At 66.6% G+C, this 23,173-nt stretch carries 19 protein-coding genes and 1 riboswitch; all 19 genes read left to right on the top strand.

Annotated elements, in window-relative coordinates; translation table 11 throughout:
* Window positions 1-83: 83 nt before the first annotated feature.
* Complete coding sequence (locus Q0654_RS01905; protein WP_298849918.1) at window positions 84-2,960, top strand: methyl-accepting chemotaxis protein; 2,877 nt, start codon at window positions 84-86, stop codon at window positions 2,958-2,960.
* Between the two features lie 76 nt (window positions 2,961-3,036).
* Window positions 3,037-4,668: an indolepyruvate/phenylpyruvate decarboxylase gene (gene ipdC, locus Q0654_RS01900; RefSeq protein ID WP_298849916.1), complete on the top strand. Its 1,632-nt coding sequence runs from the start codon at window positions 3,037-3,039 to the stop codon at window positions 4,666-4,668.
* Between the two features lie 109 nt (window positions 4,669-4,777).
* Window positions 4,778-6,157, top strand: a complete 1,380-nt coding sequence (locus tag Q0654_RS01895; protein ID WP_298849914.1) for a coproporphyrinogen III oxidase — start codon at window positions 4,778-4,780, stop codon at window positions 6,155-6,157.
* Window positions 6,158-6,230: 73 nt separating this feature from the next.
* Window positions 6,231-6,989: a helix-turn-helix domain-containing protein gene (locus tag Q0654_RS01890; protein WP_298849913.1), complete on the top strand. Its 759-nt coding sequence runs from the start codon at window positions 6,231-6,233 to the stop codon at window positions 6,987-6,989.
* 258 nt (window positions 6,990-7,247) lie between these two features.
* Window positions 7,248-7,387, top strand: a riboswitch (molybdenum cofactor riboswitch).
* Window positions 7,378-8,361 (top strand): GTP 3',8-cyclase MoaA, encoded by a 984-nt coding sequence (moaA, locus tag Q0654_RS01885; protein ID WP_298849911.1) that lies wholly within the window; start codon window positions 7,378-7,380, stop codon window positions 8,359-8,361. Its footprint overlaps the riboswitch before it by 10 nt.
* A gap of 3 nt (window positions 8,362-8,364) precedes the next feature.
* Entirely contained in the window at window positions 8,365-9,402 is a 1,038-nt protein-coding gene (moaCB, locus tag Q0654_RS01880; protein WP_298849910.1) for a bifunctional molybdenum cofactor biosynthesis protein MoaC/MoaB, read from the top strand.
* On the top strand, window positions 9,395-10,645 hold the full coding sequence (gene glp, locus Q0654_RS01875; RefSeq protein WP_298849909.1) for a gephyrin-like molybdotransferase Glp: 1,251 nt from the start codon (window positions 9,395-9,397) through the stop codon (window positions 10,643-10,645). The genes moaCB and glp overlap by 8 nt, the downstream gene beginning before the upstream one ends.
* Window positions 10,642-10,905, top strand: a complete 264-nt coding sequence (locus tag Q0654_RS01870; protein ID WP_298849908.1) for a thiamine biosynthesis protein ThiS — start codon at window positions 10,642-10,644, stop codon at window positions 10,903-10,905. Before glp ends, Q0654_RS01870 begins: the two co-directional genes overlap by 4 nt.
* Window positions 10,906-10,908: 3 nt before the next feature.
* On the top strand, window positions 10,909-11,433 hold the full coding sequence (locus Q0654_RS01865; RefSeq protein ID WP_298849907.1) for a molybdenum cofactor biosynthesis protein MoaE: 525 nt from the start codon (window positions 10,909-10,911) through the stop codon (window positions 11,431-11,433).
* Window positions 11,417-11,986 carry a molybdenum cofactor guanylyltransferase gene (locus Q0654_RS01860; protein ID WP_298849906.1) on the top strand — a complete coding sequence of 190 codons (570 nt, stop codon included), beginning with the start codon at window positions 11,417-11,419 and terminating at the stop codon, window positions 11,984-11,986. Before Q0654_RS01865 ends, Q0654_RS01860 begins: the two co-directional genes overlap by 17 nt.
* A gap of 62 nt (window positions 11,987-12,048) precedes the next feature.
* Window positions 12,049-12,402, top strand: a complete 354-nt coding sequence (locus Q0654_RS01855) for a hypothetical protein (protein ID WP_298849904.1) — start codon at window positions 12,049-12,051, stop codon at window positions 12,400-12,402.
* Window positions 12,399-13,136 (top strand): molybdate ABC transporter substrate-binding protein, encoded by a 738-nt coding sequence (modA, locus tag Q0654_RS01850; protein WP_298849902.1) that lies wholly within the window; start codon window positions 12,399-12,401, stop codon window positions 13,134-13,136. Before Q0654_RS01855 ends, modA begins: the two co-directional genes overlap by 4 nt.
* The gene (modB, locus tag Q0654_RS01845) at window positions 13,133-13,825 is read left to right on the top strand and encodes a molybdate ABC transporter permease subunit (protein ID WP_298849899.1); all 693 of its coding nucleotides are present in this window, start codon (window positions 13,133-13,135) and stop codon (window positions 13,823-13,825) included. Before modA ends, modB begins: the two co-directional genes overlap by 4 nt.
* Window positions 13,825-14,877, top strand: coding sequence for a molybdenum ABC transporter ATP-binding protein (gene modC / locus Q0654_RS01840; protein WP_298849897.1), 1,053 nt, complete (start codon window positions 13,825-13,827; stop codon window positions 14,875-14,877). The genes modB and modC overlap by 1 nt, the downstream gene beginning before the upstream one ends.
* 129 nt (window positions 14,878-15,006) lie before the next feature.
* Entirely contained in the window at window positions 15,007-16,437 is a 1,431-nt protein-coding gene (locus tag Q0654_RS01835) for a NarK family nitrate/nitrite MFS transporter (RefSeq protein ID WP_298849895.1), read from the top strand.
* Between the two features lie 67 nt (window positions 16,438-16,504).
* Window positions 16,505-20,248 (top strand): nitrate reductase subunit alpha, encoded by a 3,744-nt coding sequence (locus Q0654_RS01830; RefSeq protein ID WP_298849891.1) that lies wholly within the window; start codon window positions 16,505-16,507, stop codon window positions 20,246-20,248.
* The gene (gene narH, locus Q0654_RS01825) at window positions 20,245-21,792 is read left to right on the top strand and encodes a nitrate reductase subunit beta (protein ID WP_298849889.1); all 1,548 of its coding nucleotides are present in this window, start codon (window positions 20,245-20,247) and stop codon (window positions 21,790-21,792) included. Before Q0654_RS01830 ends, narH begins: the two co-directional genes overlap by 4 nt.
* On the top strand, window positions 21,789-22,475 hold the full coding sequence (narJ, locus tag Q0654_RS01820) for a nitrate reductase molybdenum cofactor assembly chaperone (RefSeq protein WP_298849887.1): 687 nt from the start codon (window positions 21,789-21,791) through the stop codon (window positions 22,473-22,475). The genes narH and narJ overlap by 4 nt, the downstream gene beginning before the upstream one ends.
* A complete protein-coding gene (gene narI, locus Q0654_RS01815; protein ID WP_298849885.1) occupies window positions 22,472-23,173 on the top strand; it encodes a respiratory nitrate reductase subunit gamma in 702 nt (233 codons plus the stop codon). Before narJ ends, narI begins: the two co-directional genes overlap by 4 nt.

Raw genomic sequence — 23,173 nt, 5'->3', positions numbered from 1 at the left:
ATGTCGCCGACTTGATCCGCATCAGCGTGGGCCTTCCGGGCCGCGCGGAGTCTCTGCAGCGACTTTCCAGCGGATCGCCAGCCATGCGTCGCAACCTGCCCATTACGGATCGCGTGGTCGAGATCGCGCGGGATGCCATTCTCTCTTCCACCACGGATCCCAAGGGTCGGATCCTCGAAGTCAACGACGACTTCGTCCACTACTCGGGCTTCGAAAGGGCCGAGTTGATCGGTCAGGCCCACAACATCGTCCGCCATCCCGACATGCCGGAAGCGGTGTTCGACGACATGTGGAAGCAGCTCAAGGCCGGCCGCTGCTGGCGTGGCCTGGTCAAGAACCGCTGCAAGAATGGGGATGCCTACTGGGTCGAAGCCAATGTGTCGCCCAAGTTTGAAGGCGATCGACTCGTGGGCTACGTGTCGGTGCGACGGGCCGTCCCTGCCGGCATCAACCTGCGACAGATCGAGGCGCAGTTCGGCCAGGTAGCTCGCGGCGATGCGAGGGTGGAAGGCGGCCATATCCTGCCCCGTCGTTCTGTTCTTGGTTCACTCTGGCGGCGGCAAACGCGGTGGAGGCCCAAGCTTTTGACCCAGTTGCTCGTGGCCGGTATGCCAATCATGCTGCTGCTGGTGGTGCTGAGCGGCGACAGCGCGCGTCGCTTGTGGTCGTCTTACGTCGACGCTGGACGGGCCGCTGAGACCGTCAATCAGTGGGCATCGAGCCTCGATACTCTTCAGGCCCTGCAGAGAGAGCGCGGACGGAGTGCAGGGTACGCGACCGCCAAAGACGAGCCGGGCCTGGATGCAATGCGTGCCGCCCGGGAGGCTTTGGACGAGTCATGCCGGCGATCGTCGTGTCGCACGACCCAGGATGTGATGGGCCTGAGAGCTCAAGTCGATGCCGGCGTGCTTCAGGGGAGCGAGCTCCTTGCCGCCTACACTCGACTGGTGGACGCCGTACTTGAGCAAATCACCACTGAAGCGCTTGCTTTTCAGGAGGCGTCGGATCAGCGCTCGGCCCTGCGTCTGCTCGACAAGGCGCGTCTTCTGGAGGCCATCGCCCTCGAGCGCGGCACGCTCCAGCAAGTTCTCGCGGAAGGGCCGAGTGCGGCTGCGCAGCTAGACGCCAGGTCGGCTGTGCGCGATGCGGCCCGAATTACCGCGCGCGCTGCTCTCGATCGGCTGGCGCGCAGCGGCTTCGATGCGTTGATGGACACTGGTCTGCAGTCGACGCAGGAGTTTCGACAGGCGGCGGGACATGCTGCGGCGCCCGAACTGCGTGCACCAGCGTTCAGCGGCTACACCGCATGGATGGACCGCTTGGGCTCGTTGCTGAGCGAGGACGCGGACGCGTGGCAGAAGGAAGCTCGCCAGCGGGAGCGCCAGAGCTTTCTGCTTGCTTTGTTTTCGGGGTCTGCCATCGCAGCGGCTCTTGCACTCGCCACCGCGCTTGTCTGGCGCTTGCAGGCTCGTCTCTTGAAGGGGATCTCCGCTGTCGGGCAGGTGCTGCAAGGCGTTGCTGTCCGTGGGGACTTCCATACGCGTGTCGATCTTCCCGATCGCGGCGACGAGCTCTCCGACCTGTGCCGGCTGGCGGACCTCAGTTTGAATCAGGTCGAGCGGTCGCTGGCGGCAGTCAACGATGTAATGAATGGCGTCGCCGAGGGGGACATGGGGCGACGGATCACCGACAGCCTGAGTGGTGATCTCGATCTCCTGAAGCGCCGAACCAATGAAGCCGTTCAAGCGCTCGACTTCAACATGCGAGAACTCGCCGGGGTCATGCAGGGCTTGGCCGCAGGCGACCTCAAGGTGCGGCTCTCGGAGCGTGTGAGTGGAGAGCTGCGATCCCAAGTCAACGCGACGCTTTCTACGCTTGATGACAGCCTACACACAGTGGGAGCGCTGCTTTCAGATCTGGCTCAAGGGCGCTTTGGTGGCCGCGTTGAGCGACGCAGTGAGGGCGCTTTCGGCGCTATCGAGTCCGATGTCGACCGTGCCAGTCTTGCGCTGGCAGAGGCCGTACGCCGAATTTCGGCCGCGGCGGAAGCTCTGGCGGATGGTCGACTGGATTCGCCGATACGCGAGCCCCTGCAGGGGCAGTTCGAAGCGCTCAGGGTTGACTTCAATCAGGCTGTTGAGAGCCTGTCCAACCTGGTTCGTCGAGCCCAGGAAACTGCTTTGACTGTAGCGCAAGGCAGCGGACGGATGAGCGAGGGCAGCGATCAGCTCAATGGACGCTCGCAGCAGCAAGCGGCGTCGCTGGAGGAAACCGCGGCCGCGATGGAGGAGTTGGCCTCCAGCGTTCGCCAGGCCGATGAACAGGCGGAGCAAGTACGGCATCAGGCAGACGCGGTGCAGGCGCTGACGGCCGACTGTGCCCAGTCCATGGGCCAGGTTCGCGACGCCATGCAGCGCAGCCTGAGTTCCTCGGACGCGATCGCGGCTGCCGTCGAGTTGATCGAAGGTATCGCCTTCCAGACCAACCTGCTGGCGCTGAATGCTGCTGTCGAGGCCGCGCGTGCCGGTGAACAGGGGCGGGGCTTCGCGGTGGTGGCCACGGAGGTTCGGGGTCTGGCGGGCAGAGCGCGCGAGGGCGCGGCCCAGATTCGCGGGTTGGTGGATGCCGCGCGGGCGGACACCCGCAGCGGCGCGCGGCGGGTCGATGCAACAGCCGCCGATCTGGGGCGTGTGCAGGCGGCACTTTCAGCATTGCAGCAGGCCGTGGTTGAAATCGCCGGCGCGGCGCGCGAACAGGCCAGCGGTATCGAGCAGGTCAATCATGCGATTTTGGATCTTGATGGGCTGACGCAGCAGAACGCCGGCCTCGCGGAAGAGTCCGCTGCAGCCGCAGGAGAAATGCAGCAGGAGGCCGAGCAGTTGATGCAGATGCTCGCGGCCTTGAGCGTGGAGAGCGAGGCGTCTGGGCAGTCCAGGGCAATGCGCTTCGCTCCCGCATGAACTGATCTGAGTCAGGGCGGTTTGCCGCGCATGGGCCGACGATCCGGGCTCTATCGCAGCCCGGCATCACCCCGACATGTCTCTTTCCCTCGAACTGCTGCACGCCCTGAAGCGCCATGGCGCCCGCGAGATCTTCGGGATCCCCGGTGACTTCATCCTGCCGCTGTTCCGGCACATCGAGGCCAGCGGCATCCTGCCCCTGTACGCGCTGAGCCACGAGCCCTCGCTGGGCTTCGCCGCCGATGCCGCGGCGCGCATGAACCTCGGCCTCGGCGTCATCGCGGTGACCTACGGTGCCGGTGCCTTGAACGTGGTCAATGCGGTTGCCGGCGCCTACGCCGAGCGCTCGCCGCTGGTGGTGCTGGCCGGCTGTCCGGGCGAGCTGGAAGGCCGTGCGGGGCTGGTGCTGCACCACCAGGTGCGGCATCTGGATTCGCAGTGGCGGATCTATGAGGAAATCACCTGTGATCGCGTTCGCCTCAGCGATGCGGCCAGCGCGCCGGAGCAGATCGCGCGCGTGCTGCGCAGCTGCCGCGAGTTCTCGCAGCCGGTCCTGATCGAGGTTCCGCGCGACATGGCGGACCGCCCGATGGCGGCGGTGCCGATGCTGCCGCCCAGCGCGTTCGAGCAGGCCGCGGTCGACGAATGCGCGCAGGAATGGCTGGCGAAGATCGAATCCGCGCGTGCGCCGGTGCTGGTGGTCGATGTCGAGGTGCGGCGCTTCCATCTGGAGGCCAAGGTCGCCGAGCTGGCAAGGCGTCTGCAGCTGCCGGTGCTGACCACCTTCATGGGCCGCGGCCTGCTGAGCCGGGCGGGGCTGGACGTCGACGGCACCTATCTCGGCATCGCCGGCGATCCCGCTGTGAGCCGCCTGCTGGACGACTCCGGCCTGCCGGTGATGCTCGGCGCGATCCTTTCCGACAGCAATTTCGGCGTCAGCGCCGAGCGCATCGACTTCCGGCGCGCCCTGATCGCCGCCCACCGCGAGGCGCGCGTCGGCTACCACGTCCATCACGATATTCCGCTGGCGGCACTGGTCGATGCGCTGCTCGCGCGTGTCCCGCAGCAGCGCCTCTGGCACCGCGTCGTGCCGCAGGTGCGGGCTGAAGCTCCGTTCGCGGTCGACGACAGAGCCCTGCGCGCCGCCGATCTGGCGCCGGCGCTGAACGCCTGTTTCGAGCGCCACGGCACCCCGCCGATCGCCTCGGACATCGGCGACTGCCTGTTCGCGGCGATGGAGCTGAAACCGGCGCCGCTGGTCGCGCCCGGCTACTACGCCTCGATGGGCTTCGGCGTGCCGGCCGGCATCGGCATGCAGGCCACCAGCGGCGAGCGGCCGTTGATCCTGGTCGGTGACGGCGCCTTCCAGATGAGCGGCTGGGAGCTCGGCAACTGCCGCCGCTACGGCCTCGACCCGATTGTCATCGTGCTGAACAACCAGAGCTGGGAGATGATCCGCGCCTTCCAGCCGGAGTCGCGCTGCGCCGATCTCGGCGACTGGCGCTATGCCGAGTTGGCCGAAACCCTGGGCGGCCATGGCCATCGAGTGCGCACGCGCGCCGAGCTGGCGGCGGCGTTGGACACCGCCTTCAGCCGCCGCGGCCGCTTCGAGCTGATCGAGCTGCTGCTGCCGCCCGGCGACTGCACGCCCACGCTCAAGCGCTTCTCCGAGGGCATTCGCGCGCTCCGTGCGCGAGCGAATATCTGAAAGCGGTGAAAGAACCATCCGCCTACTGCAGCCGCATGGCCGGCCCCATTGTGCCCTCGGCTGATTTGGATCAACGCGTTAGCCTTCCATTTGAGCCGAGACTGCCCCCATGCCCACGACCCGCGCCCTTGCCATGGATCCTTTGCTCAGGTTCTCCGGCCTCGATATCAGCTTCCAGGGTTTTCCGGACCCGGCGAGCTTTTCGCCGGAGGTCGGCGAGCGCCAGCTCCGGGCCGCGGCTCGCGAAACCAATGATGACCCGGTGCCGCGCAGGCTTTCGCTGTACCTGCACGTGCCCTTCGCTGAGCAGCCCTGCTTCCATTGCCCGGGTACCTTCACGGTGGGGGCCGACTCCGGCAAGGTCAGGGCGTATTTCGATAGGCTGGCCCGCGAGTGCGAACTGGCGGCGCCACTGTTCGATCGCGATCGCGATGTGATCCAGCTGAAGGTCGGAGGGGGTGGCCCCAGCAAAATCGATCCAGCGGCGCTGGGGGAGCTTCTCTACGCGGCCTCACGGCATTTCTTCCTGAGCCGCGGACGGGAGCGCGAGTTCATGATCGAGCTGCCGGTGGGCGAGCACTGTGCCGAGGAAATCTCCGGTTTCGCCGATCTCGGCTTCAACCGCGCGCGGTTCACGGTGTTCGATTTCGAAGGCTCGACAGAGGCGCTTCTGCAGCGTCGGCTGGTTCAGGCCGAGCTCGCCGCCGCGGTCGAGGATGCGCGCACGGCAGGTTTCCGCTCGATCTGCTTCGATGCGCTGTACGGCCTGCCGGGACGCAGCGATACCGATTTGCTGAAGTGGCTGGAACTCCTGTTGGAGCAACGCCCCGATCGCATCAGCCTCCATCCATTCGGAGGGCGCATGCGCCTCGCCTCGGCGGCCTCAGGGCCGCCCGTGCGGGCGCTCGGCGAGCGCATCGGGCAGCGTGCGGTGGCCGTGCGGGCGCTGTTGGCCGCAGGCTACGACCCGATCGGGCTGGATGTCTTCGCCCTGCCCCAGGACGACCTTTCCCGGGTCCGTCGCAGCGGCCAGCTGCATCGCAATGCGCTGGGCTACACGCCGCATGCCGAAACCGACCTCATCGGGCTGGGAGTCAGTGCGCAAAGTCGCATCGGCGATGCCTGCTTCCAGAACCAGGTGGACCTGCCGGCATGGGAAAGTGCCGTGGATATGGGCGAGCTGCCGATCTGGCGTGGGCTGTGGATGGACGCGGATGCCCGCCTGCGCAGCGATCTGCTTCATGACCTGCTGTGCAAGGGCGAGGTCGATTCCGCCGTGCTGGAAGCGCGGCACGAGGTTGACTTCGCTGTCTACTTCCAGACGGAACTGGAAGCCTTGGCGCCTCTCTGTGACGGCGATCTGGTGAGTTTCGATGGCCGCAGGCTGCGGGTGTCCGAGGCCGGACGCCTGTCGCTTCGCGCGATTGCCGAGCCGTTTGCGCGCATGGGGAAACGCCAGCGATGGCCGGAGCGCTCAGCGTCCCTGTAGAGTGCGGTGTCATCCTGGGCGCCGCATTCGGCTCGGCGCCGAACCGGCTTCTCAAGTCCTCGCGACACCCGCCATGCCTCATCGCAGCCTGAGCCCCTTCCGCCCGCGCGCAAACCCGATCGCCGATGATGGCGACGCGATCAGCTTCTGCAGCACCTGTGCTTTCGCAGGCGCCTGCCGTGCCGAAGGCTATGACAAGTCGGCGCTGCTGGAGCTGCACTGTCTGGTGGAGCACATCGGCCCCTACCAAGCGGGCAGCTATCTGTTTCGCGAAGGTGATCCGTTCAATGCCATCGCCGCCGTCAGGGCTGGCACGGTCAAGACCTTTACGGTCGATGCCTCGGGGCGCGAGCAGGTGCTCGGCTTCTTCCTGCCCGGGGAAGTGATCGGCTTGAATGCCATCCACAGCGCACGCTTTCCCTGCAACGCGCTGGCGCTCGATACCGTCACCCTCTGCCGCTTTTCCTTTCCGCTGATGGCAACGTTGGCCACGCGGATGCCGGGGCTGCAGGCCCAGCTGTTCAGGCTCCTGAGCCAGGACATCAACAAGGCTGCCCTGCTCGCCGGTGATTTCAGCGCCGACGAGCGTATGGCGGCCTTCCTCGTTTCGCTGTCGCGGCGCTATCGGGATCGCGGATTCTCAGCCACTCGCTTCAACCTTGCGATGTCGCGCACCGACATGGCCAACTACCTGAGGCTGGCAGCTGAAACGGTCTCGCGGGTGATTCGCAGGCTGGAGATCGAGGGCCTGGTCGAGGTCGATCGGCGCGAGTTCGTCATTACCGATCTCGTCCGTCTCGAACAGCTGGCGCAACCGGTCCTGCGCCAGTAGACGCAGCGTTTTCGACAGGCTGCGTGAAGTCGTTTCGTCTCCAGTCTTGGCCTTTGCAGTGGTTTTGTCGCGCGACGCCTTCTGCCTGGATGCGTTCCGGCACCGTCGCTATCCCCGAGTTGAGACCGTCTGCCTGTCAGGGCCCGGCGCGCTTCACGCGCGTGAGTGAGAAAGGGCTTGGTCGGTCAGTCTGCCCCGCGCTTGACCCGGGTCAATTCAGGGCGACTGTCGTCTCCGTAAGGTGATTGGGTCGCCGCGGTTCGGGCGGCGCTCCAAAGCCGAACCTCCTGCCGCCGGCGTGCCGGCAATGGAGGCCGGCCGTGGTCTATGCGACCACCGGGGTCGGCTGGAAACGGTTGGCCTTTCCCGATCTGGAAAGGAGTGGCACATGGCGTCCCTGATCGACCGCTACGGTCGGCGTTTCCCCTATCTGCGGCTCTCGGTCATCGAGGCCTGCAACTTCCGCTGCAGCTACTGCCTGCCCAAGGGTTACCAGGCGCGCCCGGACCTGCCTCGCCATCTCGGCGTGGACGAGATCCATCGCCTGCTCACCGGCTTCGCCCGTCTGGGTATGCGCAAGGTGCGGTTGACCGGCGGTGAGCCCAGCCTGCGCCGCGACCTCACGGACATCATCGGTGTCGCAGCGGCCGTCCCCGGTGTCGAGAAGATCGCGCTGACCACCAATGGAGTGCTGCTGCCACAGCGGATCGATGACTGGCGCGCTGCGGGCCTCAGTCACCTCAACGTGAGCGTGGATGCGCTGGACCGCGCGCGGTTCGCCGAGATCACTGGACATGACCGCCTGCCGCACATCCTCGACGGGATCGATCGGGCATTGGCCCTGGGGCTCTCCGCAGTCAAGCTCAATGCGGTGCTGCTGCGCGGCCTGAACGACGATCAGCTGCCCGCCTTCCTCGACTACCTGCGCGACCGACCGATCAGCCTGCGCTTCATCGAGCTGATGCAGACCGGCGACAACCTCGAGTACTTCCGTCGCCATCACTACCGTGCCGAGGCGCTGGAGGACGCGCTGCAGACCGAAGGCTGGAGTCTGCTGCCGCGCGCCGCCGACGCCGGCCCGGCGCGCGAATACGCGCATCCCGACTACCGCGGCCGGATCGGCATCATCGCGCCCTACTCGCGGGACTTCTGCGCCGGCTGCAACCGGCTGCGGGTGACCTCGTCGGGCGATCTCCGGCTGTGCCTGTTCGGCAACGTCGGTATCCCACTGCGGCCGCTGCTGCAGGACGATGACCAGGCCGACGAGCTGCAGGCTGCGCTCATCAGCCAGCTGGGGCTCAAGGCCTTGGGCCATGGCCTGCACGAAGGTCAGACCGGCCTGACCCCGCATCTCGCATCCATCGGAGGCTGAATCATGTCGCATGCACCCGAGACTGGTCCCGGTGGGGCCGGCTTTCATATGGCCGATGTCCGCCGCAAGCGCCCGACCCGTCGGCGCGCGGTTGCGGTCGGTGAGCTCCATCCAGGCGATGCTTTCGAGGCCATCGTCGAGCGTCGTCTGCCCAAGGGCGATGCCCTGCTGATGGCCGAGGTCGCCGGCCTGCAGGGTGCCAAGATGGCCGCCCAGCTGATGCCGCTCTGCCATCCACTGCTGCTGGAGTACGTCGACGTGCGCTGCATCGCGGTGCCCGTGCGCCGCGCCATCCGCGTGTACTGCGAGGTCGCCTGCGAAGCCCGCACCGGCGTCGAGATGGAGGCGCTGGCCGGCGTCAATGCGGCGCTGTTGACCCTGTACGACCTGACCAAGCCGGTGCAGCCGGCGCTGTCGCTGCAGTCCATCCAGCTGCTCTTCAAGGAGGGCGGCAAGAAGGGGCTGTGGATCTGTCCTGAAGGTTTGAGCGAAGAGGAGCGCGCGCACTACCGGCCGCAGTCGCCGGCGCGGATGGACGGGGCACGCTGTGCAGTGGTGACGCTCAGCGATCGGGCTGCTGCTGGCGTGTACGAGGACAGATCCGGCCCCCTGCTGACGCAGGCCCTGCTGGCGCTGGGCGCCGCGCCCGAGGTGGTCGAGATCTTGCCTGATGGCATCGAAGCCCTGTCGACGCGCCTGCGCGCGCTGGCCGACGCCGGACTTGAGCTGGTGCTGTGCACCGGCGGTACTGGCTTCGGTCCGCGCGACCTGAGCCCTGAAGCCTTGCGTGCTGTCGCCGATCGCAGCGTGCCGGGCATCGGCGAGCTGTTCCGCAGCGAAAGCCGCCACCACACAGAACTGGCCTGGCTGTCGCGGGCCGAGGCGGGGCTGATTGGCGGCTGTCTGGTGATCCTGCTGCCGGGCAGCCCCAAGGCTGTGAGCCAGGGCATGGCCATTCTCGGGCCGCTGCTGGCGCATGCACGAGCGATGCTGCGCGGTGAGCCGCACCCGGTGAGTGGGGCAGGGCATAGTCATGCTTGAGGTCGAGGCTGCGCGCGCGCTGATCCTGCAGGGTTTGCAGCGCAATCCCGCCGAGTCCGTCGCTGTCGACGTCGCATCGGACCAGGTGCTGGCGGCCGACGTGATCTGCGCCGAGGACCTGCCACCCTTCGACAACACCGCGATGGACGGCTATGCGCTGCCGCTTGGGCTTCGGACCGCGCAGGCTGGTGAAGTGTTCGAGGTGCGCGGCGAACAGGCCGCCGGTGATGCAGCACGCGCCAGCGATGCTGCCTGCGAAATCATGACCGGCGCGCGCATCCCCGATGGCCTCGACGCCGTGGTTCCGGTGGAGCAGATCCGTGTGCTGGATCAGGACGCCGCGGGGCGCGCGCTGCGCATCGGGATCACCGCCGAGGTCCCGCCGGGGCAGCATATCCGCTGCGCCGGTGAGGACATCCGCTGCGGCGAGCGTGCGCTGCCTGCCGGCACCCGCATCGGCCCCCAGCAGCGCTTGCTGCTCGCTGGCATCGGCTGTGCGCGCGTCGACATCGTGCGTCGGCCGCGGCTGGCCCTGTTCTGCACCGGCCGCGAGCTGGTCGAGGCCGGCGCGCCCTTGGGCTCAGGCGAGATCCGCAACAGCAATGGGCCGTATCTCTCGGCAGCGATCGCTGCGGCCGGTGCCGAGCTGTTGCGCTACGCCGTGCTGCCTGATGAAGCGGCACCGCTGCGACAGTCGATCGGCGAAGCCGTCGATGCGGGAGCGCAGGTGATCCTGAGCACGGGCGCGGTGTCGATGGGGCGCTATGACTTCGTGCCCGAGGTGCTTCGCGAACTCGGTGCGCAACTCGTCTTCCACAAGCTGCGCATGCGCCCGGGCAAACCTCTGCTGTTCGCGCGCCTGCCGGGTGGCCAGCTCTACTTCGGCCTGCCTGGCAATCCAGCCTCCAGCGCCGTGGGCTTCCGTTTCTTCGTCTGCGCGGCCTTGCGAGCCCTGCTGGGTCTCAAGCCCGAGCGGCCCTGGCGGCTGCCGCTGCTTGCTGACGCACGCAAGAAGTCTGGCTTCACCCTGTACCAGAAGGCCTGCGTACGGATCGCGGAGGACGGGCGCATTGGCGTGGAGCTCCTGCGCGGACAGGAGTCCTTCAAGGTGCGCCCGCTAGCCGAGGCCAATGCCTGGGCTGCACTACCGGCCGAGGCTGAAGTCCTGCCCGCCGGCACACCCATCGATGTGCATGGCCTGGAGCATTGGGGCCTGCAGCTTGCCACGGAGACCCTTGCATGAAGATCGAGATCCGCCTGTTCGGCTGCTTCAGTGAGTTCGAGCCCGACAGCCTGCTGCGCTTGGACCTGCCCGAGGCCGGCTTGAAGGTGGCGGACGCGCGCGCCGCCGTGCAGACCTACGGCGAACAACACTGGCCGCGCTTCAAGCCGGACCTGCTGCGCGTCTCGGCCTTCGCCAGCGAAGACAGCCTGCTGCGCGACGGCGCTTCGATTCCTGCAGACGGCCGCCTGTGCCTGCTGCCGCCGGTCAGCGGAGGCTGAGCCATGACGACCGAATCACCCTTCCAGCTGGAGCTACACGCCGTCGATCAGCGCGCGCTGGACCCCGCCGCCGCGCTCGAGTTTGTCTCCGATCCCGGCTTTGGCGGCATCACGATGTTCGTCGGTCGGGTGCGCAACGCCAATCACGGCCGCGACGTTACCGGGGTCAGCTACAGCCTGTTCGCGCCGCTGGTGCTGAAGGTGTTCGAGCGGGCCTGCCGGGCGGCCGCCGAGGAGTTCGGCCCTCGCCTGCGACTGCATGTCTCGCACGCGCATGGGCGACTTGGCATCGGCGATCTGGCGGTGGTGGTGGCCGCTGGCACGCCGCACCGTGACGAGGCTTTCCGTGCCTGTCGCAAGGTCATCGAGATCGTCAAGCACGAGTCGCCGATCTGGAAGAAGGAGCACTACAGCGATGGCGACAGTGAATGGAGCGAGGGCTGTTCGCTCTGCGTTCGCGAGGCCGAGCCGATGGCCGCCGCGCTGAAGCCGCATGTGCACGGGCCGGACTGTGGCCACGAGCACTGATGCCACCGTGCCGAGGATCGGCCTGCTGCTGGCGGGCGGCGCATCCACCCGCATGGGCCGGGACAAAGCGGGGCTCGACTGGCAGGGACAGCCGCTGATCGCGCACATGCACGCCCTGCTGTCGGCGCTGCCGCTGTCGCAGGTCGTGGTCAGCGGCGCCCGACCCGAGTACGCGGGCGTGATCGATCAGGCACCCGGCCGCGGGCCGCTGGGCGGTATCGCCAGCGCCGCCCAAGTGCTGCCCGATTGCGTACTCCTCGTGGTGCCGGTGGACATGCCCCGCCTTGCTCTGCCGCTGCTGCAGCGATTGCTGGATGCACCACCCCGCGCCTGTACGCGCTTCGCCGAGTCCCCGCTGCCGATGCGTTTGCAGCTCGATGGGGATCTGCGCCTGTGGCTGGCGGCCTGGCTGCGCGATCCGGATGCCCCGCGCGCGCTGCACCGGCTGCAGGCCGCACTCAACGTGCAGTCGCTGGCGCTTGGCCCGGGGGAGCGCGCGCAGCTTGCCAATGCCAACACGCCCGCGGACTGGCAGAGGCTCGCAAGCGGCTGACCAACAGAGCCCCGACGACCCGCTGAGTACTCCACTCCACCACGCTTCGACAGCGATCTCCAATGAAACTTCAGCTCGAATCCCAGCATCTGCGTTTCCGCATCTCCGAAGCCGAACTTGCGTACCTGCTCGACGGTCTGGCGCTCTGCGATGAGACGCGTCTGGACGAGATCCATCGCCAGCAGCGGCGCCTGCGTCTGTACGAGGGCCAGACGGCCGAGCTCGACTGGCGTGGTGCCGAGCTGGAGCTGCGGCTGCCGCGCGCGCCGGTGCTGGACTACGTGCAGCGCCTGCCGTGCCGCGAGGGCCTGACCTTCCAGATCGGCCAGGGCGAGGCGGCGCTGACCGTCGAGTTCGAGGTCGACGTCCGCGACAGCGTGCGTGCGCGGCTGCCGCGCAAGGCGCGTCCAGCATGAGAGCCTGGCTGGCGCTGGTCCTTGGCCTGCTGCTCATCGGGTCGGCCCGGGCGGGCGAAGTGCGTGTGGCGGCGGCTTCGGACCTGCGTCCGGCGATGGAGGCGATGGCGGCGGAATACCGCGAGCGCCACCCGGACGTACTGCTGCGAATCAGCTATGGGTCTTCCGGCAAGTTCGCGACCCAGATCCGGCACGGTGCGCCCTTCGATGTCTATTTGTCCGCGGATGAGCGCTACCCGCAGCAGCTTGCCGCTGACGGTCTGGGCGGCGAGCCGCAGCGCTACGGACGCGGTCGTCTCGTGATCTGGATCCGCGGCGAGGGCGCCGCGCCGCGCCCACAGGACCTGCTCGCTCCGGGCATCCGGCGCATCGCTATCGCCAACCCCGAGCATGCGCCGTATGGGCAGCGCGCCATCGAAGCCCTTAGCGCGAGCGGCGTGATTGAAGCGCTGCGACCAAAGCTGGTGCTGGCGGAGAACGCCGGACAGAGCGCCCACTTCATTGCCAGCGGCGCGGTGGAGGCCGGCGTCATTGCCAAGAGTCTGGTGCTCGACGGCCGGCTGCCGGGCGGGCGCCATGCGCTGATCGACGAGGCCCTGCACAGCCCGCTCTGGCAGGCGGTCATGCTGACCCGTCGCGGCGCATCCAACCCTGACGCCGAGCGTCTGCTCGACTTCGTGCTGGGCGAACGTGGCCGCGCGCATCTGGCCGCCTCCGGCTTCGCCCTGCCGTGAGTCTCTGGCAGGCCCTCGCGCTGGACTGGCCGGTGATCCGGCTCACGCTCTCGCTGTGCCTGTGGACGACCGTGATCCTGTTGTTGCTGGGTCTGCCGCTGGCGGCTTGGCTGGCCTGGTCGGAGTCGAAAGTGAAGCCGCTGGTGGAAGCGCTGATCGCGCTGCCGCTGGTGCTGCCGCCGACCGTCCTCGGCTTCTATCTGCTCATCCTGCTGGGCCCGCAGGGCGCGGTCGGCGCCAGCCTGGAGCGCTTCGGCCTGCCGCATCTCGCTTTCAGCTTTCCAGGTCTGGTGATCGGTTCTGTGCTGTATTCGCTGCCTTTCGCGGTGCAGCCCCTGCATGAGGGCCTGCGCGCGATCGGAAGGGCGCCTCTGGACATGGCAGCCACGCTGGGCGCCGGACCCGTTGATCGCTTCTTCAGCGTGCTGCTGCCCCTGCTGCGCGGCAGCCTGCTGACTGCGGCGACCCTCGTGTTCGCCCACACCCTGGGCGAATTCGGGGTGATCCTGATGCTCGGCGGCAACATTCCCGGCCAGACCCAGGTGCTGTCGATCGCCATTTATGACGCCGCCGAGGCTCTCGATTACGCGCGCGCACATCGCCTTTCGCTGCTGATGCTCGGCAGCGCCTTCGTTCTGCTGGCCCTGCTGTTCGCTCTGCGCAGGCGCGGTGCCGCAGGGGCGGGCTGATGCTCTCGGGAGAGATCGATGCGCACTTTGGTCAGTTCCGTCTGCACAGCCGGATTGAACTCGTTGGCGGTGGCGTGCACGCGGTATTCGGGCCTTCCGGCTGCGGCAAGAGCCTGCTGTTGCGCTGGTTGGCCGGACTGATCCAGCCGCGCGCCGCGCGTCTCCGCCTGGGCGACGAAGTCTGGCAGGACGGTCGCCGCGGCCTGCCGCCGCACCGTCGCAGCCTGGGCTACGTGGCCCAGCAGCCCGCACTGTTTCCACACCTTTCGGTGCGCGAGAACCTGGAGTACGGCTACCGCCGCAGCCGCGCGCCACGCATCGATCCTGATGCGGCGATTGCTGCACTCGGACTTGCTGCTCTGTTCGGACAAACCGTACACAGCCTCTCTGGCGGCCAGCGCCAGCGCCTCGCGATCGGCCGCGCCCTGCTGTGCAGCCCGCGTCTGCTGCTGCTCGACGAGCCGCTGTCGGCGCTGGATCGCCCCGCCAAGCTCGGCATCCTGCGCGACCTGCGGCGCCTGCAGATCGATCTGGACGTACCCATGCTCTACGTCAGCCACGCTGCCGAGGAGGTGGAGCGGCTCGCCGACCAGGTGCTGTTGATGCGGGCCGGCGTGCTGCGGCCTGCCCAGCCCCTGCAGGCGATGGCAATGGACGCGGGGCTTGATCCGGAGGCGGGTCCAATCAACCTCATCGAGGTCGAGCCGATCAGCTACGACACCGCGGATGCCTTGGTAGAGCTGGCCTGCGCCGATCTGCGGCTGTGGTTGCCCGCCGCTGCTGCGCTGCCGCGGCGGGCACGTTTGCGGATCGCCGCGCGTGACGTCGGACTCAGCCGCGACGCGCCCCACGAGCTCAGCTTCCAGAACAGATTGCCTGTTCGCGTCGAGCGCATTGTCGACAGCGGACCTGGCCGCAGCCTTGTCCACTGCCGCAGTGCGGCGGGTCTGCCGCTGTGCGCGGAGCTGACCCGGCGCGCCTGCCGTCAGCTCGATCTCGGGGAAGGCCAAGGCGTGCATCTGCTGCTCAAGTCGGCCGCGCTGCTGGACTGATGTCCGGCGAAGCCACCCCCTTCGATCTTCACGCAGGTGTGCAACCCGTCTTGACCCACATCAATGGCGACGGGAATCGGGCGCACCACACTGCGCGCCATCACCCACTTTCGACGTTCCGGCTCTCCGATGCCCTCCGCCAAGGCGCCCGTCGCCAAACCCACAGCCGCCGCATCCCCGAAGCCCAAGGGCGCTATCGATGTCTGGACCGTCGAAGACCCGACCTTCTGGGCCGACACCGGCAGCCGCATCGCCAACCGCAATCTGTGGATCTCGATCCCCGCCCTGCTGCTCGCTTTTGCTGTATGGATGGTGTTCTCGGCGGTCGCGGTCAATCTGAACCGTGTCGGCTTCAGCTTCAGCACGGATCAGCTGTTCTGGCTGGCGGCGTTGCCGGCCCTGTCCGGCGCCACCCTGCGCATCTTCTACAGCTTTATGGTGCCGATCTTCGGTGGCCGGCGCTGGACGGCGATCTCCACCGCCAGCCTGCTGGTGCCGGCATTGTGGCTGGGCTTCGCCGTGCAGGATCCGGGCACGCCGTACTGGCACTTCGTGGCCATCGCCGTCCTGTGCGGTTTCGGTGGCGGCAACTTCGCGTCCTCGATGTCGAACATCTCGTTCTTCTTTCCGAAGGCGCGCCAGGGTTATGCCTTGGGCATGAACGCCGGGCTCGGCAATCTGGGCGTCTCGGCCGTGCAGTTCGTGGTGCCGGTGGTGCTTGGGTTTGCGGTTTTTGGAGGCCTAGCTGGCGGCCCGCAGATGACCGCCGAGGGCAAGGCGCTGTATCTGCAGAACGCGGGCTTCGTCTGGGTGCCCTTCATCCTCGCCGCCGCGCTGGCAGCCTGGTTCGGGATGAACGACCTGCAGGCTTCTCGCTCCAGCTTCGCCGAGCAGTCGGCGATCTTCACCCGGAAGCACAACTGGCTGATGTGCTGGCTGTACATCGGCACCTTCGGCAGCTTCATCGGTTTCTCGGCTGGCTTCCCGATGCTGAGCAAGACCCTGTTCCCCGAAGTCGACGCGCTCAAGTACGCCTTCCTCGGTCCGCTGGTGGGCGCGCTGATGCGCTCCGCGGGCGGCGTGCTGGCTGACAAGCTCGGAGGAGCGCTGCTCACCTTTCTCGTTTTCGTGGGCATGGTCGCGGGCGTGGTGGGCGTCATCGCCTTCCTCCCCGGAGCCAACGGCGGCGGCAGCTTCACCGGCTTCCTCGCCATGTTCATGCTGCTGTTTGTGCTCTCTGGCATCGGCAATGCCAGCACCTTCCGGATGATCCCGGTGATCTTCCGCACCCAGCACGAGCGCGCTCTCGGCGCCAATGCAGACGCCCGAGCGCGCGCCGCCGCCACCCGCCGCGCCGGCATCGAGTCTGCGGCGGTGATTGGCTTTTCCAGCGCCATCGGCGCCTACGGCGGTTTCTTCATCCCCAAGAGCTTCGGTTCCTCGCTGGCCCTGACCGGCAGCGCCGAGGCCGCGCTTTACGGCTTCGTCGCCTTCTACCTGAGCTGCATCGCCATCACCTGGTGGTGGTACTTCAGGCGCGGCGCCGAATGCCCCTGCTGATTCCCCTCACCACGCCAGACACGAACGCATCGATGCATACGCGAGGCTTCCACCGGAGTTCCCAGCCATGAGCTACTTCCTCGACCGTCTCAACTTCTTCAAGCCTGCGCCGGAACCGTTCGCGGACGGCCACGGTGCGACCCGTCGCGAGGACCGCAGCTGGGAAGACAGCTATCGGCGTCGCTGGCAGTACGACAAGATCGTGCGCTCCACCCACGGCGTGAACTGCACCGGCTCCTGCAGCTGGAAGGTCTACGTCAAGAACGGTCTGGTCACTTGGGAGACCCAGCAGACCGACTACCCGCGCACTCGACCGGATCTGCCCAACCACGAGCCGCGTGGCTGCCCGCGTGGCGCCAGCTATTCCTGGTACCTGTACAGCGCTAACCGGGTGAAGTACCCGCTGATCCGCGCGGCACTGCTCAAGCTGTGGCGGGAAGCGCGCAAGTCGAAATCGCCGGTCGAGGCCTGGGCCAGCATCGTCAGTGATCCGGTCAAGGCCAAGACTTACAAGCAGAAGCGCGGCATGGGCGGCTTCGTGCGCTCGACCTGGGACGAGGTCAACGAGATCATTGCCGCCTCCAATCTGTACACGGTCAAGGAGTTCGGCCCGGACCGCGTCGTCGGCTTCTCGCCGATTCCGGCCATGTCGATGGTCAGCTATGCGGCCGGTGCGCGCTACCTGTCGCTGCTGGGCGGCGGCTGCCTGAGCTTCTACGACTGGTATTGCGACCTGCCGCCGTCAAGCCCGCAGATCTGGGGCGAGCAGACCGACGTGCCTGAGTCGGCCGACTGGTACAACAGCCGCTACATCATCGCCTGGGGCTCCAACGTTCCGCAGACCCGCACGCCGGATGCGCACTTCTTCACCGAGGCGCGCTACAACGGCACCAAGACGGTGGCGATCACGCCGGACTATTCCGAAGTCGCCAAGCTCACCGACCACTGGCTGCATCCCAAGCAGGGCACCGACGCGGCGCTGGCCTTCGCCTTCGGTCATGTGATCCTGCGCGAATTCCACGTCGACCAGCCCTCGCAGTACTTCACCGACTACTGCCGGCAGTACAGCGACATGCCGATGCTGGTCCGGCTGGAGCGCCGCGCCGATGGACGTCTGGTGCCGGAGCGCTACCTGCGTGCGGCCGATCTCGGTGGTTTGGGCGAGACCAACAATCCCGAGTGGAAGACGCTGGCGATCGACGACAACAGCGGTGACATCACCGTGCCCAACGGCTCGGTGGGCTTCCGCTGGGGCGAGAAGGGCAAGTGGAACATCGAAGAGAAGGACAGCGCCGGTCGCGAAACCCGCCTGCGCCTTTCCCTGAAGGACCACGCCGACGGTGTCGAGTCGGTCAGCTTCCCCTACTTCGGCGGCATCGAGAACGAGTACTGGACCGAGTCCAAGTTCAGCGATGTTCTGGAGCGCAACGTCCCGGTCAAGCGCCTGAACCTGGCCGATGGCAAGGAGTGGCTGGTGGCGTCGGTCTATGACTTGCTGCTGGCGCAGTACGGCGTGGACCGCGGGCTGGGTGGCGGCAACGTCGCCAGGAGCTACGACGACAACGTGCCGGGTACGCCGGCCTGGCAGGAAAAGATCACAGGCGTGCCGCGTGCCGAGGTGATCCAGATCGCGCGTGAGTTCGCGCGCACCGCCGACAAGACGCATGGCCGCAGCATGGTCATCGTCGGCGCGGCGATGAACCACTGGTTCCACAACGACATGAACTATCGCGGGCTGATCAACATGCTCGTGATGTGTGGCTGCGTGGGCCAAACCGGTGGTGGCTGGGCGCACTACGTGGGGCAGGAGAAGCTGCGTCCGCAGTCGGGCTGGGCGCCGATCGCTTTCGGAACCGACTGGAGCAAGCCGCCGCGGCAGATGAACGGCACCAGCTTCTTCTACTTCAACTCCAGCCAGTACCGCTACGAGAAGCTCGGCGTTGAGGAAATCCTCTCGCCGCTGGCTGACAAGTCGAAGTACAGCGGCTCGCTGGCCGACTACAACCTGCGCGCCGTGCGCATGGGCTGGCTGCCGTCGCTGCCCCAGCTGAACACCAATCCGATGAAGCTGGTGCGCGAGGCGGAAGCCGCGGGCGTGGCTCCCGTTGACTACGCGGTCGGGAAGCTCAAGGACGGAAGCCTCGACTTCGCCTTCGCCGATCCGGATGCGCCGGAGAACTACCCGCGCAACCTGTTCATCTGGCGCAGCAATCTGTTGGGCAGCTCGGGCAAGGGCCACGAGTACATGCTGAAGCACCTGCTGGGCACACGCCATGGCCTGCAGGGCAAGGACCTCGGCGAGCGCGGCGCGGCCAAGCCGGAAGAGATCAAATGGCGGGACGAAGCACCGGAAGGCAAGCTCGATCTGCTGGTGACGCTGGACTTCCGCATGTGCACCACGGCGCTGTACAGCGACATCGTGTTGCCGACCGCGACCTGGTACGAGAAGGACGACCTCAACACATCAGACATGCATCCCTTCATCCACCCGCTGTCAAAGGCGGTGGACCCGGCTTGGGAGGCGCGCTCGGACTGGGAGATCTTCAAGGGCATCGCCCACACGGTCAGCCAGCTGGCGCCGGGCGTGCTCGGCGTCGAGAGGGACCTGGTGCTGGTGCCGACCCTGCACGACACCCCCAATGAAATCGCCATGCCCTACGGCGTGACCGACTGGAAGAAGGGGCAGTGCGATCTGATCCCGGGCAAGACCGCCCCCAGCATGGTGGTTGTCGAGCGCGACTACCCGAACCTGTACAAGAAATTCAGCTCGCTGGGTCCGCTGCTCGACAAGCAGGGCAATGGCGGCAAGGGCATGAGCTGGGATACCAAGCACGAGGTCGAATTCCTCGCCAAGCTCAACAGCGCGGTCAAGGCTGAAGGCGTCAGCCAGGGGCGGCCGCAGCTGGAAACCGCGATCGACGCTGCCGAAGCCATCATGCACCTGGCGCCCGAGACCAATGGCCATGTCGCGGTGAAGGCTTGGGAATCGCTCGGCACCTTCACTGGCCGTGAGCACACCCATCTCGCCGTCGGCAAGGAGCACGAGGCGATCCGCTTCCGCGACATCCAGGCGCAGCCGCGCAAGATCATCAGCTCGCCGATCTGGTCGGGTCTGGAGGACGAGAACGTCAGCTACAACGCCGGCTACACCAACGTCCATGAACTGATTCCATGGCGCACCCTGACCGGTCGCCAGCAGTTCTACCAGGACCACGAGTGGATGCGCGATTTCGGCGAGGGTTTCATGCAGTACCGCCCGCCGGTCGACACCAAGACGATCAAGCCGATCATCGGCAAGAAGCCGAACGGCAACCGCGAGATCGTGCTGAACTGGATCACCCCGCACCAGAAGTGGGGCATCCACAGCACCTACAGCGACAACCTGATCATGCAGACCCTGTCGCGCGGCGGCCCGATCGTATGGCTGTCCGAGGATGACGCGAAGTCCGCGGGCATCGAGGACAACGACTGGATCGAACTGTTCAACGTCAACGGCGCCATCGCCGCGCGCGCGGTGGTGAGCCAGCGCATGATGAACGGCATCGCGATGATGTATCACGCGCAGGAACGCATCCTCAACACGCCAGGCTCCGAGATCACTGGTACCCGCGGCGGTATCCATAACTCGGTGACTCGCGTGGTGGTCAAGCCGACCCACATGATCGGCGGCTACGCGCAGCTCGCTTACGGGTTCAACTACTACGGCACGGTTGGGACCAACCGCGACGAGCTGGTGGTTGTCAGAAAAATGAACAAGGTGGACTGGCTCGATGGTGAGCCGGTCCCGGCCACCGAGGAGGCAGCCCGATGAAAGTCCGTGCCCAGATCGCGATGGTCCTGAACCTCGACAAGTGCATCGGTTGCCACACCTGCTCGATCACCTGCAAGAACGTCTGGACTTCCCGCGAAGGCGTCGAGTACGCCTGGTTCAACAACGTCGAAACCAAGCCCGGCGTGGGCTATCCCAAGGAATGGGAAAACCAGCAGAAGTGGAATGGCGGCTGGGTCAAGAACGGCGGCGGCAAGCTGCAGTTGAAGGCGGGCGGGCGCTTCCGTCTGCTGGCCAAGATCTTCGCCAACCCCGACCTGCCGCAGATCGACGACTACTACGAGCCCTTCGACTTCGACTACCAGCACCTGCATCAGGCGCCCGAAGGCCAGCACCAGCCGACCGCGCGTCCGCGATCGCTGATCTCCGGCGAGCGCATGCAGAAGATCCACTGGGGTCCGAACTGGGAGGAAATCCTCGGTACCGAGTTCGCCAAGCGCAGCAAGGACAAGAACTTCGACGGCGTGCAGCGCGAGATCTACGGCGCCTTCGAAAAGACCTTCATGATGTACCTGCCGCGTCTGTGCGAGCACTGCCTCAATCCGGCCTGCGTGGCCGCGTGTCCGAGCGGTGCGATCTATAAGCGCGAGGAGGATGGCATCGTCCTCATCGACCAGGACAAGTGCCGCGGCTGGCGCATGTGCGTCTCGGCCTGTCCCTACAAGAAGATCTATTACAACTGGAAGTCGGGCAAGTCGGAGAAATGCATTTTCTGCTACCCGCGCATCGAGATGGGCGAGCCCACCGTGTGCTCGGAGACGTGCGTGGGCCGCATCCGCTACCTGGGTGTGATGCTGTACGACGCCGATCGCATTCAGGCGGCGGCCTCGGTTGCCAACGAGAAGGACCTCTACCCGGCGCATCTGGAGATCTTCCTCGACCCCTTCGATCCCAAGGTCATCGCTGCGGCTCGTGCCGAAGGAATTCCTGACAGTTGGCTGGAGGCCGCCAAGGCCTCGCCGGTCTACAAGATGGCGATCGACTGGAAGCTGGCCCTGCCCCTGCATCCGGAATACCGCACCCTGCCGATGGTGTGGTACGTGCCGCCGCTGTCGCCGATCCAGTCGGCGGCCGACGCCGGCCGGGTCGGCAAGAATGGCGAGATTCCGGATGTGGGTTCGCTGCGCATCCCAGTGCGTTACCTCGCCAATATGCTGACTGCAGGCGACGAGCGACCGGTCGTGGTGGCGCTTGAGCGCATGCTGGCCATGCGCGCCTGGCGGCGTGCCATGAACGTCGACGGCGTCGAGGATCTCGACGTGCTGAAACAGGTCGGACTGACCAAGCAGCAGGCGGAGGAGATGTACCGCTACCTCGCGATCGCCAACTACGAGGATCGCTTCGTCATCCCGACCGCGCATCGCGAGTATGCGAACGACGCCTTCGGCGAACGCGGCGGCTGCGGCTTCACCTTCGGCGACGGCTGCTCGCCGGGCTCCGACGGTGCCGCCCTGTTCGGCGGCAAGGCCACAACCACTTATCACGTGCCGCCGGCGCGTCAAACGCCGGAACGGGAGCGCGCATGAAAGCCCTGAAGTTGATCGGGGTGCTGCTCGACTACCCCCGGGACGAGCTTTGGGCGCATCGCGAGGAACTGCTGTCGGCCTGCGCCGACAGCGGCCTGCCGGCGGCGCGCGCCCAGCAGCTGAAGCAATTTGCCGACGAGCTGTTCGGACTGGAGCCGATGGCGGCACAGGAACGTTGGCTGGGTCTGTTCGATCGCGGGCGGGCGATGAGCCTGCTGCTGTTCGAGCACATCTACGGCGAATCGCGCGACCGCGGCCAGGCCATGGTCGACATGATCGAGACCTATCGCCGCAATGGATTCGAGCTGGATTCGCGCGAGCTTCCTGACTACCTGCCGCTGGTGCTTGAGTACCTCGCGCATCGGCCCGAGGCCGAAGTGGTCGACTGGCTGGGCCATGTGGCCCACATCATCGGCCTGCTGGCCGGTCGCGCAGCCGAGCGCAACAGTCCCTATGCGGCACTTCTTGAAACCCTGGTCGAAGTGGGCCAGGGCAAGGTCGACCTGGCCCTCATGCGCCGCAAGGCCAGCGAGGAGCCGCGTGACGACACGCCCGAGGCCATGGACAAGGTCTGGGAAGAAGAGGCCGTGCGCTTTGGCGTTGAAGCCCCTCAGGACGACTGTTCGCCGCCGCGCCGACTGCCCGCCGGCGCCCGCCCGACCGCATCGCAGGTGAGCCCATGAACGCACTCAACTACTTCCTCTTCCAGATCTTCCCCTACATCGCGATGGCGGTCTTCGCCATCGGCTGCTGGGCCCGCTTCGACCACGGTGCCTATACCTGGCGCACCGGTTCCAGCCAGCTGCTTTCGAGCAAGTGGATGCGGCTGGGCAGCAACTGGTTCCACATCGGCATCCTCGCCATCCTGGGCGGTCACTTTGTCGGCCTGCTGACGCCGCATGCGGTGTACGAGCCCTTCATCAGCAGCGCCCAGAAGCAGCTGGTGGCGATGGTCGTGGGTGGCATCTTCGGCCTGATGTGCTTCATCGGGATGAGCATTCTGCTGGTCCGCCGCATCAGCAATGCCCGAGTGCGTGCGGCCGGCAGCGGTCGCGACCTGCTGGTGCTGGTGTTGCTCTACGCCCAGCTGATTCTCGGCATGTGTTCGATCATAGTTTCGGCCGACCATATGGACGGTTCGCAGATGGTCAAGCTGGGCGAGTGGGCGCAGCACATTGTCACCTTCCGCGGCGGTGCTGCGGACTACGTGGCCGACGCGCACTGGATCTACAAGGCGCACATCAGCCTCGGTCTGTTCCTGATCCTGATCACGCCGTTCACCCGCCTGGTGCATGTGTGGAGTATTCCGCTCGGCTACCTCACCCGGCCCTACCAGATCGTGCGTCGTCGCCAGGCGCCGCTGGACTACAACGGGCGCTGA

It is taken from the genome of uncultured Aquimonas sp. (genome assembly GCF_937888285.1).
In the GTDB taxonomy this organism is placed as follows: Bacteria; Pseudomonadota; Gammaproteobacteria; order Xanthomonadales; family Xanthomonadaceae; genus Aquimonas.
This window is presented reverse-complemented; position numbering and strand designations above follow the sequence as displayed.

Coding starts and splice junctions, on each gene's coding strand:
- Q0654_RS01905 (WP_298849918.1), top strand. CDS start 84: ATGCGTCGCAACCTGCCCATTACGGATCGCGTGGTCGAGATCGCGCGG.
- ipdC (WP_298849916.1), top strand. CDS start 3,037: ATGTCTCTTTCCCTCGAACTGCTGCACGCCCTGAAGCGCCATGGCGCC.
- Q0654_RS01895 (WP_298849914.1), top strand. CDS start 4,778: ATGCCCACGACCCGCGCCCTTGCCATGGATCCTTTGCTCAGGTTCTCC.
- Q0654_RS01890 (WP_298849913.1), top strand. CDS start 6,231: ATGCCTCATCGCAGCCTGAGCCCCTTCCGCCCGCGCGCAAACCCGATC.
- moaA (WP_298849911.1), top strand. CDS start 7,378: ATGGCGTCCCTGATCGACCGCTACGGTCGGCGTTTCCCCTATCTGCGG.
- moaCB (WP_298849910.1), top strand. CDS start 8,365: ATGTCGCATGCACCCGAGACTGGTCCCGGTGGGGCCGGCTTTCATATG.
- glp (WP_298849909.1), top strand. CDS start 9,395: ATGCTTGAGGTCGAGGCTGCGCGCGCGCTGATCCTGCAGGGTTTGCAG.
- Q0654_RS01870 (WP_298849908.1), top strand. CDS start 10,642: ATGAAGATCGAGATCCGCCTGTTCGGCTGCTTCAGTGAGTTCGAGCCC.
- Q0654_RS01865 (WP_298849907.1), top strand. CDS start 10,909: ATGACGACCGAATCACCCTTCCAGCTGGAGCTACACGCCGTCGATCAG.
- Q0654_RS01855 (WP_298849904.1), top strand. CDS start 12,049: ATGAAACTTCAGCTCGAATCCCAGCATCTGCGTTTCCGCATCTCCGAA.
- modA (WP_298849902.1), top strand. CDS start 12,399: ATGAGAGCCTGGCTGGCGCTGGTCCTTGGCCTGCTGCTCATCGGGTCG.
- modC (WP_298849897.1), top strand. CDS start 13,825: ATGCTCTCGGGAGAGATCGATGCGCACTTTGGTCAGTTCCGTCTGCAC.
- Q0654_RS01835 (WP_298849895.1), top strand. CDS start 15,007: ATGCCCTCCGCCAAGGCGCCCGTCGCCAAACCCACAGCCGCCGCATCC.
- Q0654_RS01830 (WP_298849891.1), top strand. CDS start 16,505: ATGAGCTACTTCCTCGACCGTCTCAACTTCTTCAAGCCTGCGCCGGAA.
- narH (WP_298849889.1), top strand. CDS start 20,245: ATGAAAGTCCGTGCCCAGATCGCGATGGTCCTGAACCTCGACAAGTGC.
- narJ (WP_298849887.1), top strand. CDS start 21,789: ATGAAAGCCCTGAAGTTGATCGGGGTGCTGCTCGACTACCCCCGGGAC.
- narI (WP_298849885.1), top strand. CDS start 22,472: ATGAACGCACTCAACTACTTCCTCTTCCAGATCTTCCCCTACATCGCG.